Annotated in this window: 14 protein-coding genes and 2 pseudogenes; 2 read left to right on the top strand and 14 right to left on the bottom strand. The window is 36.3% G+C overall.

Going from position 1 to position 14,861, the window contains the following annotated elements:
* The first annotated feature begins 9 nt into the window (after positions 1-9).
* Positions 10-552, top strand: coding sequence for an SCO family protein (locus CYP28_RS03465; protein WP_054196383.1), 543 nt, complete (start codon positions 10-12; stop codon positions 550-552).
* A 297-nt stretch (positions 553-849) separates the two neighbouring features.
* Here the strand turns inward: CYP28_RS03465 and CYP28_RS03460 are convergent, their stop codons facing one another.
* The 14 genes and pseudogenes from CYP28_RS03460 to CYP28_RS03405 form a co-directional block, all read right to left on the bottom strand.
* The gene (locus CYP28_RS03460; RefSeq protein ID WP_103593098.1) at positions 850-1,191 is read right to left on the bottom strand and encodes a chaperone NapD; all 342 of its coding nucleotides are present in this window, start codon (positions 1,189-1,191) and stop codon (positions 850-852) included.
* A complete protein-coding gene (locus CYP28_RS03455) occupies positions 1,188-2,123 on the bottom strand; it encodes a WD40 repeat domain-containing protein (RefSeq protein ID WP_103593097.1) in 936 nt (311 codons plus the stop codon). The genes CYP28_RS03460 and CYP28_RS03455 overlap by 4 nt, the downstream gene beginning before the upstream one ends.
* A complete protein-coding gene (locus tag CYP28_RS03450) occupies positions 2,120-2,587 on the bottom strand; it encodes a 4Fe-4S ferredoxin (RefSeq protein ID WP_103593096.1) in 468 nt (155 codons plus the stop codon). The genes CYP28_RS03455 and CYP28_RS03450 overlap by 4 nt, the downstream gene beginning before the upstream one ends.
* Positions 2,587-3,114 (bottom strand): nitrate reductase cytochrome c-type subunit, encoded by a 528-nt coding sequence (locus CYP28_RS03445; protein ID WP_103593095.1) that lies wholly within the window; start codon positions 3,112-3,114, stop codon positions 2,587-2,589. The genes CYP28_RS03450 and CYP28_RS03445 overlap by 1 nt, the downstream gene beginning before the upstream one ends.
* Complete coding sequence (gene napH, locus CYP28_RS03440) at positions 3,111-3,902, bottom strand: quinol dehydrogenase ferredoxin subunit NapH (RefSeq protein ID WP_103593094.1); 792 nt, start codon at positions 3,900-3,902, stop codon at positions 3,111-3,113. Before napH ends, CYP28_RS03445 begins: the two co-directional genes overlap by 4 nt.
* The gene (gene napG, locus CYP28_RS03435) at positions 3,899-4,657 is read right to left on the bottom strand and encodes a ferredoxin-type protein NapG (protein WP_087586007.1); all 759 of its coding nucleotides are present in this window, start codon (positions 4,655-4,657) and stop codon (positions 3,899-3,901) included. Before napG ends, napH begins: the two co-directional genes overlap by 4 nt.
* Before the next feature lie 9 nt (positions 4,658-4,666).
* Positions 4,667-7,447, bottom strand: coding sequence for a nitrate reductase catalytic subunit NapA (gene napA / locus CYP28_RS03430; protein WP_103593093.1), 2,781 nt, complete (start codon positions 7,445-7,447; stop codon positions 4,667-4,669).
* A 540-nt stretch (positions 7,448-7,987) separates the two neighbouring features.
* Complete coding sequence (locus tag CYP28_RS10885; protein WP_159070040.1) at positions 7,988-8,512, bottom strand: methyl-accepting chemotaxis protein; 525 nt, start codon at positions 8,510-8,512, stop codon at positions 7,988-7,990.
* 657 nt (positions 8,513-9,169) lie between these two features.
* Positions 9,170-9,910 (bottom strand): annotated as a pseudogene (locus CYP28_RS10880) (cache domain-containing protein); the annotation flags it as partial.
* A gap of 226 nt (positions 9,911-10,136) precedes the next feature.
* On the bottom strand, positions 10,137-10,577 hold the full coding sequence (locus CYP28_RS10875; RefSeq protein WP_374188056.1) for a methyl-accepting chemotaxis protein: 441 nt from the start codon (positions 10,575-10,577) through the stop codon (positions 10,137-10,139).
* 795 nt (positions 10,578-11,372) lie between these two features.
* Positions 11,373-12,077, bottom strand: a pseudogene (locus CYP28_RS10870) (cache domain-containing protein); the annotation flags it as partial.
* Positions 12,078-12,312: 235 nt separating this feature from the next.
* Positions 12,313-12,735 (bottom strand): EamA family transporter, encoded by a 423-nt coding sequence (locus tag CYP28_RS03415; protein ID WP_103593090.1) that lies wholly within the window; start codon positions 12,733-12,735, stop codon positions 12,313-12,315.
* Positions 12,736-12,780: 45 nt separating this feature from the next.
* Positions 12,781-13,704 carry a Dyp-type peroxidase gene (locus CYP28_RS03410; RefSeq protein ID WP_103593089.1) on the bottom strand — a complete coding sequence of 308 codons (924 nt, stop codon included), beginning with the start codon at positions 13,702-13,704 and terminating at the stop codon, positions 12,781-12,783.
* Between the two features lie 20 nt (positions 13,705-13,724).
* Positions 13,725-14,420 carry a DUF4230 domain-containing protein gene (locus CYP28_RS03405; RefSeq protein WP_103593088.1) on the bottom strand — a complete coding sequence of 232 codons (696 nt, stop codon included), beginning with the start codon at positions 14,418-14,420 and terminating at the stop codon, positions 13,725-13,727.
* A 280-nt stretch (positions 14,421-14,700) separates the two neighbouring features.
* Between CYP28_RS03405 and CYP28_RS10305 the strand changes: the two genes are divergently transcribed.
* Entirely contained in the window at positions 14,701-14,856 is a 156-nt protein-coding gene (locus CYP28_RS10305) for a hypothetical protein (RefSeq protein WP_180997963.1), read from the top strand.
* Positions 14,857-14,861: the final 5 nt, after the last annotated feature.

The raw sequence follows: 14,861 nt of genomic DNA, 5'->3' as shown, positions 1-14,861 counted from the left end.
AAGGTAACGATGAAAAAGGCATTTTGGGGCTTAATAATAATCTTAATTTGTATAGGTGTTGCACTTTTGCTAATAAAGCCAAACAAGTATGATTTTAAGGCACTTTCACAAAATGGTGAAGTAAGTCTTAAAAATTACGACGGAAAGTACAAAGTTATATATTTTGGTTATCTTTTTTGCCCCGATGTCTGCCCTACTGCGCTCTCTTTGATTGGCGATGAGCTAAACAAGCTAAAAAGAGATGACTTTGAGCTACTTTTTATTACGCTTGATCCTGAACGCGATACTCCTGAAAATTTAACTCTAATGGCAAAAAATTTCTACAAAGATGCCGATGGATTAAAACTAAACGCCTTAAAAGAAGTGGCAAAAACCTATGGTGTAAAATTTCAAAAAGTCCGTCTTGAAAACTCAGCCATGGGCTACTCTGTTGCCCACAGCTCTTCAATATATTTAATAGACAAAAAAGGAAATTTTTATAAAGAAATTTCAAATCTAACAAATGAAAACATTGGAGAAAATTTATTAAATTTGATCAAAGATAGACCTTAGGCTAGAAATTTTAGTAAGCCAAAACTAGCCTACTAGAATTCTTTATACAAGCATCATCTCAAGATCTTCTAAACTAAAATTAATTCACTTGTTATGTTTTTGATTTTAATGCTCGCTGAGTGATTTTTTCACCCAAAATCTATTAACCCTTGAACATAAATTTAATCTACAAGCCAAACAAAATTAATTAAATATAAGCAGTACTAGCAATGAATTTATTAAGAAGATCTGTACGAAAACTAGGCTTTTGCACTATAAATTTTAATGATAATGCAAAAGCTAAAAATTTAAGTTTTACTATTTCACTCTATGATGCACGCTGCCGCCATAAGTAATATCCTCAGCCTTTACCTCATCACTTGTTAAAATTTCACTTATCTTGCCATTTTCTTCTAGCTTTTTCCTATTTTCTTCGGCATCTTCTTGATAGCTATAAACCATCGCAACGCTCACTACTCCACTGATAGCCTCTATCTTTTTAAAATTTTTTATCTCATCTTCAATGCTATCTGAGCTAACTACCACTATGATTCTATCGTCTGCGTCAGTTATTATTTCACACTCTTTTAGCTTTTTTATCTCATTTTTTACACTTTCATTTTTATTGTCCGTATAAACTATTAAGCTTGAAATATTCATTTAATTCTCCAAAACAAAATTTTATTCTCATAGGCTGAAGTTACGACTTCATTGTCGCTTATAAAAACTATACTGTTTATCGTACTTTGTCCAGTTTTTAGCATTGCGATATTTTCTAAGCTTTTGCTATCAACTAAATTTACATCGCTCATCTCATCACTCATATAGGCCGCTACTCTACCATCATCGCTAAGGCCGACACCATAGACCAAAAATCCGGTATTTATCTTTTTTAGGCTTCCAGCTGAGAATATACCCACGATCCTATCGGTACCTCCGCTGATCATGACACCATTTTTATAGGAGATGTCGTAGATATTGTCTGTATGAATATCTAAAATTTGATCCATTTTTTTAGCTTTTATATTATAAAAGTAGACCTTCCCGCTCTCACAAGCGATAGCTAGCATGCTTCTGTCTTCATTTATCTCCATATCTGAGAGCATTGCGATTGAAATTTTAAAGCTGTCATAAATTTCGCCACTTTTTAAGTTTAAAAAGTAAATTTCATTGCTGATTGAAGCAAGCGCAACATGCTCATTATCTAAAAACAATGCCTTTTTTATCGCTTGATTATCCATTTTTATGCTTTTCATCTGCCCATTTTCTCTTATATAAAGCACCTTTGTAGCATAGTCACCCTCGCTTAGGATGAGTATCTTGCCGTTTAACTCATCAACGTTTAGAATTTTTGGTCTTTCATGATCACTAACGTAGGTTTTTATATCATCCATCTTAATAATCTCTTCAAATTTAGACTCTTTAGGATCATAAATTTCAACCGTCCCTCCATCAGTCGCGATAAAGAGTTTGCCATTTATTAGCGTTGTGCTTAGCACATTTGCACTAGCCTCTATTTGCTTATATGGAGTGGTGATCTCACTTGCAAAGATAAAATTTAATAGATAAAAAATAAAAAACAAAGCTCTCATAAGGCCTCCATTTGAAGTGAATTTTTAAAGCAAACATCAAAGCACTCGCCGCAACTTACGCAGTTTTGATTAACAATAGGACGAAAAACGCCAAGAAATTCGACTGCTTTAAATTTACAAGCATCAAGGCAGTTGTAGCAGATCGTATCGTTCCATGCTAGACAGCTAGAAACATTGATGCTAACTTTTGCATTTATACTCTTTGGCGAATTTGGGCTTAATGTCTTTTTACCAAGACTCTCACAAGCCTTTGCGCACTCTTCACAAAAGTCACAGCCCAGCTTTTTAACTTTAAAAACTACCCTCTCATTTTCAAAGCTAAGAAGCTCTTTTTCACAAGCATTTGCACAGCTAGCATCGCATCCACCGCAGTCAAACTCACCGCTAAAAAATGGTGGAGTTATAAATTTGGGAGCAGATTTTGCCCCCAAAATTTTACTAAAAAGCTCTCGCCTGCTTTGCATTATTTAACACCATCGTTTAAAACATCTAGCAAGTTTGACTTATGAGTACCGTTTTTATCTCTAAAGTCAGGCTTAAATTTATTACCGACTAGCTGAGTTAAGCCAGTTTGTTGCTCAACGTGGCATGTTGTGCAGTTATATCTTTCATCATCAAGCTTGCCTGCAAGATCTTTTTTGTTTCTTATATCATAAAAGTGAGATGATGGTATCGGTGTTGCTCCACTATCTTTTGCAAACTCTGGCATATGGCAGGTTACGCACATATTCATATCTTTTGTGATAGGTACTAAACCCTCAGTATCGTGTGGGATAAATGGCGGTGCATTTTCAAAAGACCTATCAAATTTCTTTGACATACCAGCTGGCTCTTTTGTGTAGTTTACATCTTTTAATACAACATCTTTATCGTCTAGCAAATCGATATTTCTAAGGCCGATTTGCGAATCACTAATACTTGGATTATTAAAAGTACATGCCGCAAAAAACGCAGCACACAATCCTCCAAGCATCATTATTTTTATTTTCATTTTTCTCTCCTTAAATTTCTAATACTAAATTTCAAAGCCCCATCTCCACAAACATCAATGCACCTGCCACAGCTTATACACTCGCTTGAGCTAACCGAGCGGCTCTCTTTACCGATCATGTCAAGCACTTGCACCTCTGGGCAAATAAGCTTGCATTTCATACATTTTGTGCAAGCCTGGGCATCATGTTTTACTTTAATTAGGGCAAATTTTGAGATGATGGCATAAAAGGCACCAAGTGGACAAACGTGCGAGCAAATACCACGCTTTAATACAAACATATCAAAAGCAATGATCGCAACCGCTATGCCTAAAGCACTAGCTGAGCCGTAAATAATGCCACGCTGAATAATGCCAATATAGCTAACGCTCTCAAATACTGGATAAGATAAAGCAAGGCTTAATATAAGAGCAAGAGCCAGCAAGTAATAACGTAAATTTTTACTCACATTTAAGACCTTTTCGCCCTTAAAACCAAATTTCTCTCTTAGTTTAAAAGCGATATCGGTTAGTAAATTTATTGGGCATATCCACGAACAAAACGCTCTTGGAGCAACCAGTGCGTAAAATGCAAAGATAATGCCAGCTCCAATAATTGCATTTATGCCGGCACTAAAGCTTGCAAGTAAAATTTGAACCAAAGCAAATGGATCGCTTAGTGGAATTTTTCCAAAAAGCAAAGATGAGCTTAAATTTCCGCTAAGTATCTTAACTCCGTAAAAATTTCCTAGGATAAATAGCGCTAGGATAGAAATTTGAGTTATTCGTCTTAAGATTAAAAATTTCATAGCTCGCCACCATTTAGATAATCAGTCGCTTTTTTAATGTCAAGCTTTATTTTGCTGTCTGCGTCGTCTATGCGTCTTTCATCTTCTTTAACCCAGCCTTTGACGTAGTTATCGCCTACTTTGCCAAGTACGGCGTCACGGTTTAGCACAGTAATGGCTGCTTTTTTGGTGATACAGGCTCGCTCACATAAACCACATCCGGTACAGATGTCGCTATCGACTACTGGAAGTAAAAACGCATGCTTTTGCGTCCTTTCGTTGCGGCGATACTCAAGATACAAGGCTTTATCCAAAAGAGGACAAGCCCTGTAACAAGCATCGCACTGTATGCCCCAGTGTGCCACGCAGTTTTTCATATCGACCACCGCAACACCCATTTTGGCCTTATTTATGTCAAGCTTACCTTTTGTGCTTACTAAATTTACGTCCAAAGCTCCAGTCGGACAGGCTGGCACACAAGGGATATTTTCACACATATAGCAAGGAATTTTTCTAGGCTCAAAATAAGGCGTTCCAATACTTATGCCATCCTCTAGCGATGAGAGCTTTAGCGTATCAAATGGACAAGCCTCTACGCAAAGCCCACACCTAATGCAGCTTTGTAAAAATTGCTTCTCTTCTTTTGCACCAGGAGGCCTAAGAAGCATAAGTGGCGAAGCTTTGGCACTAAGCGACCAAACAAAGCCTCCACCAAGAGCCAAAAGCGCTACTTTTGCTCCAAATTTTAAAGCCTCTCGCCTACTTGAAAATCCCATATCGCTCACCTATGCTTTGTAAATTTTAACTGCACACTTTTTATAATCAGTCTCTTTTGAGATCGGGCAAGTAGCGTCAAGACATACTTTGTTTATATATACGTTTTCGTCAAAGAAAGGCACATAAACAAGACCTACTGGCGGCTTATTTCTACCTTTTAGATCTACTCTTGCTTTTACCTTACCACGGCGTGATTCGACCCAAACGATCTCATTTTGCATTACGCCAAGATTTTTAGCGTCATCTTCATGCATGTAGCAAAGCGCCTCTGGAACCGCTCTATAAAGCTCAGGAACACGCATAGTCATCGTACCTGTATGCCAGTGCTCTAGCACACGGCCAGTACATAACCAGAATGGATAATCTTTGCTTGGCATCTCGCATGGATCCATATAAGGGCGGAAGAAAATTTTTGCCTTGTTTGCAAGAGGAGTTTTCTCTTTATTTTGTACACCTTTTAGATCACCTGTTGGAAGTGCTGCATTTTTGTTGCCATAGAATGCAAATTTCTCATTTGGAGCAGCTTTTTTAGCATATGGGTCAAATTTAGTGTTAAATCTCCACTGAGTCTCTTTACCATCAACTACTGGCCATCTAAGACCTCTTACCTTATGGTATGTGTCAAAATCTGCTAGGTCGTGGCCGTGTCCAACGCCAAATTTTCTATACTCTTCCCAAAGATATTTGTGAACGAAAAATCCATATCCTTTAAATTCTTTGCCATCTGAGCCGATCACTTTTCTGCTATCGCCAAATACTTCTGTATTGTCGTAGTTTTCCATGATCGGATCGTTTGCACTAAATTTCTTAGCCTCTTCGTTAGCAAAAAGTACATCAAATAGCGTATCTTCTTCGCTATACCCCATAGCTTTTGCAGCATCGAGCACATTTGGAAGTGTAACTTTGTCATTTACTTTTTTCTCACCCCAAACATCTTTTAGCTTAAAGCGCTTGCTAAATTCCATCATTTGCCAAATATCAGGCATCGCTTCACCAACAGGAAGTACTTGCTGTCTCCAGTGTTGTGTTCTTCTCTCAGCGTTACCGTAAGCACCCCATTTTTCATAGATCATTGCAGTTGGAAGAATAAGGTCGGCTACTTTTGCAGAAATTCCTGGATAAGGATCACTGACAACGATGAAGTTATCCATCTCACGAGCCGCTTTTATCCAGTGGTTTGCGTTTGCAGTATTTTGCCATGGGTTGTTTACTTGAACCCAGATAAATTTAACCTTACCATCTTCAAGATCACGCATCATTTTTACGTAGTGGGAAGCTAGTACACCGCTTAGTGTTCCGGCAGGAAGTTTCCAAATTTTTTCAGTTATCTCTCTATGTTTTGGATTCTCAATAACCATGTCAGCTGGCAAGCGGTGAACAAATGTTCCAACCTCTCTTGCTGTACCACACGCACTTGGTTGACCAGTTAGAGAAAACGCTCCTGAACCTGGAAGTGCTTGTTTGCCGAGCAAGAAGTGAACCATATAAGCTTGCTCATTTACCCATGTACCACGTTGGTGTTGGTTAAAGCCCATAGTCCAAAAACTTACGACTTTGCGGTTTTTCTCTATATAAAGATCAGCAAGTGCTTTTAGTTTTGCTTTAAACTCATTAATGTCTTCGTTAGGATCGCCTTTTGCCACCTTTGCTGTAAAGTCAAGTGTGTAAGGCGCAAGAGCTTTTTTAAACTCTTCAAATGTTATTTGCCAGTGCGCACCAGCTTTTGCAGCATTTTTATTTTCTAGTGTATCACCAGCTTTTAGTCCAAGATAAGAAAGCGTAACGCCCTCAGCCTCGCTTAGTACCTTTGACTTCTCAGTAGCAGCAGTGTCTAGCTCGCTTGGAGCATATTTTTTGTGATGAATGTCTGGGCGCAGACCATATCCGATGTCGGCTGGACCGGTTGTAAATACACAGTGCTTTTTAACAAATTCTTCATCGATCATCTCTGGGTGGTTATAAACTATCTCGCGAGCGATGTAGTTCCAGATAGCAAGGTCAGATGACGGAGCAAAGATGATCTCGATGTCAGCTAAATTTGATGTTCTAGTTGAGTAGGTGCTTAAATTTACAACCTTTACTCTATCAGGATCGCTAAGCTTTCTATCGCTTACGCGCGCCCAAAGGATCGGGTGCATCTCAGCCATATTTGCGCCCCAAGCCACAATAGTATCTGTAAGCTCAATGTCATCAAAACAGCCTGATGGCTCGTCTATACCAAATGTTTGCATGAAACCAACAACTGCACTTGCCATACAGTGTCTTGCGTTTGGATCGATGCTATTGCTTCTAAAGCCGCCTTTTATAAGCTTAACAGCAGCGTAACCTTCTGGAATAGTATATTGGCCAGAACCTAAAACTCCAATACCATGAGGTCCTAGTTCATCATATGCTTTTCTAAACTGAGCCTCCATGACATCAAATGCTTGTTTCCAGCTTACTTGCTTAAATTTGCCTTTTTTGTCAAATTCTCCTTTTTCGTTTACACGTAAAAGCGGATGAGTGATCCTGTCTTCGCCGTACATGATCTTAGCATTAAAATAGCCTTTGATACAGTTTAGACCGCGGTTTACCGGTGCTTCTGGGTCACCTTTTACAGCTACTATCTTGCCCTCTTTGGTTGCAACCATGATGCCACATCCAGTTCCGCAAAATCTACAGGCAGCTTTGTCCCAACGCCAGCCTTTTTCTGCTTCGCTTGCTGCACTTAGCGAGCTTGGCACAGCTATACCAGCACTTGCGCAAGCAGCACTAGCTGCGGCACTCTTTATGAATTCTCGTCGATTCATTCTTTCTCCTTTAAAGATTTAAAACAAATTTAATTGATATTAACCTTGCAAAACTTATTTACAACTGATTGACATTTACAAAAATTTCAAAAAACTTAAGCCAAAAATATAAATATTTTTCTACATAAAAATATTAATTTTCTCACAAAGTACGATTTTAAAAGAAAATACTATTTAATAAAATTTAAAAATTTTAGAGTGGTTATCAAAAAAGCTAAAGAAATCAAAGTAAAATTGTTTTTAAACACTTGAGTAAAAAAGTAACATAAAGTATTATTAAAAAATTTTATTTCCTTACTTAAATAGCAATAATTGCAAGGATAAATTCTAATAATTTTCATTACATTACAGCAAACATAATCTATAAAAATTTAACTAGTAATATCACTATAAAGCTATAAATATTAGATTATTTTTAAAAATTTTATTATATTTATAAAACAAAAAATAATTTTAAGATTAGAGATAAAAGGGGGTTATTTTCATCCTCAGATTTTGAGGATGAAATATTAATGAAATTTTAAATATCAAGCCGCAAGGTTAAAATTTATTCTTTTTAACATCAGCTACTATTGTCTTAGCCATTTCATCGATTTGGGCGGTGATTTCATTTGTTGAACTCACGATATCAACATTTTGCTTTGTAATGCTATCAATCTGGCTTACACTTTGATTTATCATATTTATGCCTTCGCTTTGCTCTCTGATGCTTTCACTCATCTCATTGATACTTTGAGTAAGTATATTTGCGTTAGTTTCGATCTCGCCAAGTGATTTTTGAGTTCGCTCTGCTAGTTTTCTAACTTCATCCGCAACTACAGCAAAACCTCGTCCATGCTCACCAGCACGTGCTGCCTCGATAGCAGCGTTTAGGGCAAGTAAGTTAGTTTGATCTGCAATATCTCTAATAATAACGATGATATTTTTAATCTCTTCAGATTGTTTTATAACATCTACAGTCTTTTGACTAATTGCGCTCATTGAGCTACTCATTTGTTCGATCGCAGCAGCACTTTCTTGGAGAGAATTTGCCTGTGTGCTAGCACCTTGAGTTACTTGCTTCATTGATGCATCTAAATTTTTGGCTTTTTCTTCTAAGAATTGTGCTTGTTTTAAGTTAAACGCAAGCATATTAGCTATCTCTTCGCCAAGCTCATTTGTTACTAGTTCGACATTGCCTTTGGCATCCAAAATTCTTGAAGTAAAATCAGAATTTCTAAAATCATTAAAAGTTTTTTGGATCATATTTAAATCGCTACCGACTCTTTTTTCCAAAACATCTAGCATTTTATTTAAGACATCTTTTAATTCAATTAGTTTTGGATTGGCTGGAACATCTACTATCCTTGCTTTTAGATTTCCATTTTCTATCGCCTTTGCAGTTTCAACAGATTGAGATACCACTCTAGAGTCTTGATCGGCATTGTCAAAAATTTTAGCAATATTATCATTTATTAGTTTGCTCATTACACCAAATTCATCTTTTGTTGCTACCTTTGAAACAACTGGCTCTTTTATCTCAAAATTTAAAAATCTAAAGAAACTAACCAAAGCATCTGTAATAGTTTTAATAGGATTAAGCGATCTTTTTAGCAAGAAATATACGATCAAAGATAAAATAGCTATAAATATAATGGCTAAAATAATCTGAACTTTTAAAATAGGTAAAGTATGCGAGCTAAAGATATTTTGATCCATTGCTGTTATTGCTAGCCAGCCTTTATCATTTATCTCTAGCATATAGGCATAGACATCTTCGCCTTTTGTATTTTTATATGCTATTAATCCATTTTCATCAAATTTCTTTTCATTATATTGTTTTATTAGGCTTTTAGCGATCTCGTGAGGTTTGCCGACTAATTCTTTATTTGGGTGCATTATAACGTTGCCATTTTGATCTGTAACAAAAGCATAGCTGTATTCAGTCTTACTGATTTGCGATATATTATTGCTCAACTCCTCAATAGATGCATCTATACCAGTAACTCCAATATTTTTAATAGGTGCAGCAAAGGTTATAACCATCGCATTTAATGAAGCTGCCATATATGGATCAGTATATATTGGCTTATTCTCGGCTTTAGCTTGTTTATACCATCCTCTAACTCTTGGATCATATCCAGCTTTATTTTGCCCATTTGATCTAAACATAGCCCCATCCTCATATCCAGCGTAAACAAGAGTGATCTCTTTTCCAGATATAGCTTTTGCTTGAGATAAAGCTAAATTTATACCATCTGCATTCATCGAGCCATCACTTTTCTCGCTTATCTTACTAAGAGTCTCAGCCATTTTCTCTATAGCATACTGATTGTTATCAAAAAAGCTATTTAATGTGATTTTCACATCTTTTAAGATTTGCTTTTGAGTTTGTATTACTAGCTCAATGGTTTTATCATGAGCTGTGTTATAGCTAGCTAGAGATATTAGCGAGAATGATATAAATAATGCCAGTATTAGCATTAAAGATATTTTGTTTGCAATTGATCGCATTTACTTTCCTTTTAGAAAAATTTTTAAGATGCGATTATATTTTTTTATATTAAATAGTATTAAATAATATTAATTACAAAATAGTGATGTATACATTAAATAATAATTTTGAATTATTTTTTCATTTTAGGTAGTTAAAATCAGCTAAATAAAATTAGAATTTAGGGGAGGCAAACCCCTAAATTCGGCTCTAAGATTAAAATTTATTCTTTCTAACGTCGGCTACTATCGTCTTAGCCATTTCATCTATTTGGTCAGTAATTTCATTTGTTGTACCAACAATATTAATATTTTGTTTTGTAATACTGTCGATCTGACTTACGCTTTGATTTATCATATTTATGCCTTCGCTTTGCTCTCTGATGCTTTCACTCATCTCGTTAATGCTTTGAGCTAGAACATTTGCGTTAGCTTCGATCTCGCCAAGTGATTTTTGAGTTCGCTCTGCTAGTTTTCTAACCTCGTCGGCGACTACGGCAAAGCCTCGTCCATGCTCACCAGCACGTGCCGCTTCGATAGCCGCATTTAGAGCAAGTAGGTTGGTTTGATCGGCTATATCTCTAATAATAACGATGATGTTTTTAATCTCTTCGCTTTGTCTTGTTACGTCGCTAGCTTTTTGACTAATGGCGTTCATAGAACTGCTCATCTCTTCTATAGCGGCCGCACTTTCTTGGATGGAGTCTGCTTGCTTATGGGCTCCGTCGGTTAGGGTTCTCATAGATTCTGCTAGGATTTTAGCTTTTTCTTCTAGGACCTGAGCTTCTTTTAAATTTTCCCTTAGCATATTGCTTACTGCGTCGCCCGCGCTTTGAAGGCCTACTATCATATCTTTTAGGTCGCTTTCAAGCTCCGGTTTTAGCTCTAATCTAGGAGTATAGTCGTTTTTGTTATAAGAAGCTAAAACTACGGCTATGCCTTTTAAATTTTCGGAAATAGAAGTAAAGAATTTATTTAGCAGATCTTTTAACTGAACCAAAGCCGGGTTATTAGGAACGGAATTGATCTTAGCTCCCATGTGTCCTTTTATCATGAGATTTGCTATACCGTTCATCTCGTCTATTAAGGCGCTATCTTTTTTAACGCCGTTAAGGACTTTTTCTATATTTTCGTTAATAGATTCGCTCATTCTGCCGAATTCGTCTTGCGTAGTTACTACTAGCTTTTCCGGAGCGTTAGGGGTTTCGTAAGTGATAAATTTAAATGCGTCTTCAAGCTTGGTTTGAATAGTTCTAATAGGACTAAGCGATTTTTTAAGAAGAGTAAATACGATAGCCGAAAGTATGACTATAAAAGCTACGGCTAAGATTATTTGAGCTTTTAATAAAGGCAAGGTATTAGACGAAAAAGTATCTGCTCCGATAGCGGCTACGGCTAGCCAGCCTTGGTCGTTTATAGGAAGGACTTTGGCTGTTACGTTTTCGCCTTTATAGTTTGTATAAGGAATAAGTCCATTTTCATCAAATTTTTTAGCTGCAAAAGCCTCAGCAATATATTTGCTAGCAGGAACGGTTTTACCAACATTGTTTGGGTCATTGTGCATTAGCATTACGCCTTCTTTATTTATTAAATAGACGTAACCGTATTTTGTTTTACCCATTTCGAGAATTTTTTTACTTAAAGCATCCATATTTAAATCAAGCCCCAAAACACCATCAAAATTTCCATTTTTATTTACTGGAGCAGCAAAACTAATTACTAAAGCGTTAAACAAGGCAGCTTTATAAGGTTCGGTATAGATAGCACCATTTGCGCTCTTTGCTGCTTTATACCAACCTCTAGTTCTAGGATCGTAGTTATCGGCTGGAGTTGTTCTAGTGCCGTCAGACTGGAAAAAATGTCCATCACTCTCGCGACCATAAAAAATATCAGTAACTAGACGACTAACGCTTTCTTTTTGCATTTTTGTTTTTTCCATGTACGAGTCATCATTATTTGGTGTTTGTGCTATATCTAAAGCATACTTTTTAGCAACTTCTAAATATTCTTCAAAAAAAGAATCCGTAGTAGCTTTGATGTCACTTAGAATCTGATCCTGGGTCTGGCTGACCAACTCTACTACCTTACTTTCCGCTGTATAGTAGCTGACTGCTGAAATAGCAGCAAACGAAATAACTAGCAATGAGATGATAATCATCGCTATCTTTGAAGTTATGGACTTCATCTTTCCTCCTTTAAAAAGTTAAAATCGCTTTAATTTATCGAAAAAGAATTAAAATTAGTATTAAATTTACCCTCTATTTAATGCTTTTTAAAAATTAATAAAGATATCTTGATAATTAAAATTTTTGAATAAATTTTAGATCACAAAATACCATTAAATTAAGATAGCTTTGATTTTTGTTCTTTTGTTAGATATAGAGTATAAATTTTTACTTGAAAATCAATAAAACAACGCCTGAAATAATAAGACAAATGGCTAAAATTTCTTTGTAATTTAGCCTCTCACCAAAAAAGATGACAGCCAAAATAACAGCAAGCACAACGCTAAATTTATCAACCAAAGCCACTTGATAAACATTGCCTACTTGCATTGCTTTAAAATACATGAGCCAAGATAACCCAGTAGCTATGCCACTAAGTATGAGAAAGAGCCAGTTTTTGGGACTTAGAGAGCTTAGTGGCTGCCATTTTTTAGCCACGCTTAGAAGCAAAACGAGCATAAAAATGACAACGATCGTTCTTATAAATGTTGCAAAATCGCTGTCGATGTCCTTTACGCCAAGTTTGGCAAAGAGTGCAGTAAGTGCAGCAAAAACAGCTGAAAGAGCTGCGTAAATAAACCACTCTGGCATTTTTATTTAAAATTTAAAAGGGCAAGTTGCCTCACCCATTTAAATTTAGCCCTCATAATCGCTTAACATATCAACTGTTGGCACAAAATATAGGGCACCAGTTACTGGCGTACTAAAGTCAAGCAGCCTATCTGAGTTGCCCTTTGGCTCGCCGATAAACATCTTTTTAAGCATAAGCTCAACCGTTGAAAACGTACTCGCATAAGCAATGAAATAAGTGCCTGTTTTGCTGCCTTCAGTAAAAGGCATATTGCCACGCACGACCTTTTTATCGTCCCCAACATTTGCAGCAGCTGAATGCGAATTTGTAGGTTTTACATCCTCGCTCATCTCGATATCAAGCTGCTTTGAGCGACCTATAACCTTTTCTTGCTCACTCACGCTTGTGGCGTTCCACTCTTTCATATTATGAAAATATTTTTGCACAAAAACGTAGCTTCCACCCTTAAATTTAGCATCCTCGTTGCCCACTTTTGCAAAATGATCTCTATCCTCACCATCAGGATTTTCAGTGCCATCAACAAAGCCTATGATCGCCCTGCCGTCGTGGTATTTAAAGCCTTGCACCTCGTCTACAAGATCAGCAAATTTATATAACACATCCTTTACACTTTGTGCCATATCAAAACAATCAGCCGCATTTAACGCACGGATATGAATGTGCAAATCACCTTTTGTGCTAACAGCCTCATGTTTGTCGCCCTTGATCGCTTTAAAATTTACAAGCTCTTTTGGCAACTCTTTTGAAATTTCAAGCTTTTTCCAAGCATCATGACCCACACCAAGAACGCAGTTTACATTTTCGCCCGCGCCAAATCTAACCTTTGCAGTTTTATTTAAATTTATAACCAGGGCGCAAAGACTAGCAAAGCCCTCTTTGCACGCCTTTTTATCATCTTTTAAAACCCATGTTTGAAAGACTGTGTTGTCGCCTGGTGTCTGCGTGACTTCTTGTGAATTTACGCTCATTTTTTCTCCTTTTTAAAATTTTATGCAATATTTTCTAAATTTAGTTGCGAGCTTATCTGCTCATCATTATCATCAAAGACAAACTCGACCTTGTTTGCTCCAAAGCTCTTAGCTATCGCTTCAAGCGTATCGCGAGCTGATTTATGAATTTTACTTTGAAGCTGTGAGACAAGGCGAACGCTCATCTTTTTGACTTCGTTTCTAGCTTCTTCTATTAGCCTATTTTTATCTTCTTCTGTAAAAGTGCTACCAAAAAAGCCATTTAGCGAGTCAGGCAGTAAGAATGGTATAAATTTACCGTTTTTCTCATCGTAAAATTTCATGTCAGCGATTGAGAATTTATACTTGCAAGGAGGCATTTTTATCTTGTAGCTAGAGTTTGCGATCTGCGTGATCTCGAGCTTTGGGCTAGTTAGATCGTAGATGAAATTTATCTCAAACTCAAATATCATCGAAAGCTTCTTCTCACTTATTAGCCATCTTAGATACTCTTTGCCAAAATTTCCAAACGCATGATCAGTTTTTGTGACGATCTCTTTGCTATATACTTGAAAAACTGAAAGCTCGCCGATGCTTTTTAGCTGCGAAATTTCAGTGCTGACTGAGAGATTTTCGCTATCATCTTTTACCTTTTTTAACGCCTTATTTGACCTATAAAATGCAAATGCCAAAACAGCTAGTAAGATAGCTAATATCAAATTTGCATATTCGCTCATTCTTTCTCCTTTAAAGCTTGCTATTTTAGCTTAAATTTGTAAAGCAGAGATGAAATTCTACTTTTATTAAAAATTATATTTAAATAATTGTTTTAAAATAAAATCGTAATTAATAATATTTATGTGATACTATTTTAATCATTTTTTCATATCTTATAGTAAAAATAGCGTAAAAGATGGATTATTAAAGTAAATTTTTATCATAAATTTTAATATTTTAATTAATGATTTATTTTAAGGATATTACAATCCATTTAAATTTTATGCATAAGGATAAGATGTGAAAAGATCCATTTTAAACAAAAAATGTATTTTGATAAGCGCAGCTTGTTGTGCTCTTTTGTTTGCAAATTCACTAAATGCTAACGATCAAGAAAGTGGTAAATTTGGCGACATAAGTAGCTGGCAAAGCGCCGAGTATGAAGCATACTGGTGACTAAA

Origin of the sequence: Campylobacter concisus (assembly GCF_002914195.1) — a bacterium.
GTDB classification, from domain to species: Bacteria; Campylobacterota; Campylobacteria; order Campylobacterales; family Campylobacteraceae; genus Campylobacter_A; species Campylobacter_A concisus_M.
The sequence above is the reverse complement of the archived record's forward strand: the minus strand, read 5'-3'. Positions and strand labels throughout refer to the sequence as shown.

Bases quoted from the DNA above. Each gene is read 5' to 3' on its own strand.
- CYP28_RS03410 (WP_103593089.1), bottom strand. From the start codon at position 13,704: ATGAGCGTAAATTCACAAGAAGTCACGCAGACACCAGGCGACAACACA.
- CYP28_RS03455 (WP_103593097.1), bottom strand. From the start codon at position 2,123: ATGAGAGCTTTGTTTTTTATTTTTTATCTATTAAATTTTATCTTTGCA.
- CYP28_RS03415 (WP_103593090.1), bottom strand. From the start codon at position 12,735: ATGCCAGAGTGGTTTATTTACGCAGCTCTTTCAGCTGTTTTTGCTGCA.
- CYP28_RS03405 (WP_103593088.1), bottom strand. From the start codon at position 14,420: ATGAGCGAATATGCAAATTTGATATTAGCTATCTTACTAGCTGTTTTG.
- napH (WP_103593094.1), bottom strand. From the start codon at position 3,902: ATGAAATTTTTAATCTTAAGACGAATAACTCAAATTTCTATCCTAGCG.
- CYP28_RS03445 (WP_103593095.1), bottom strand. From the start codon at position 3,114: ATGAAAATAAAAATAATGATGCTTGGAGGATTGTGTGCTGCGTTTTTT.
- napA (WP_103593093.1), bottom strand. From the start codon at position 7,447: ATGAATCGACGAGAATTCATAAAGAGTGCCGCAGCTAGTGCTGCTTGC.
- CYP28_RS03460 (WP_103593098.1), bottom strand. From the start codon at position 1,191: ATGAATATTTCAAGCTTAATAGTTTATACGGACAATAAAAATGAAAGT.
- CYP28_RS03465 (WP_054196383.1), top strand. From the start codon at position 10: ATGAAAAAGGCATTTTGGGGCTTAATAATAATCTTAATTTGTATAGGT.
- CYP28_RS10875 (WP_374188056.1), bottom strand. From the start codon at position 10,577: ATGAACGCCATTAGTCAAAAAGCTAGCGACGTAACAAGACAAAGCGAA.
- CYP28_RS03450 (WP_103593096.1), bottom strand. From the start codon at position 2,587: ATGCAAAGCAGGCGAGAGCTTTTTAGTAAAATTTTGGGGGCAAAATCT.
- CYP28_RS10885 (WP_159070040.1), bottom strand. From the start codon at position 8,512: ATGAAGCAAGTAACTCAAGGTGCTAGCACACAGGCAAATTCTCTCCAA.
- napG (WP_087586007.1), bottom strand. From the start codon at position 4,657: ATGGGATTTTCAAGTAGGCGAGAGGCTTTAAAATTTGGAGCAAAAGTA.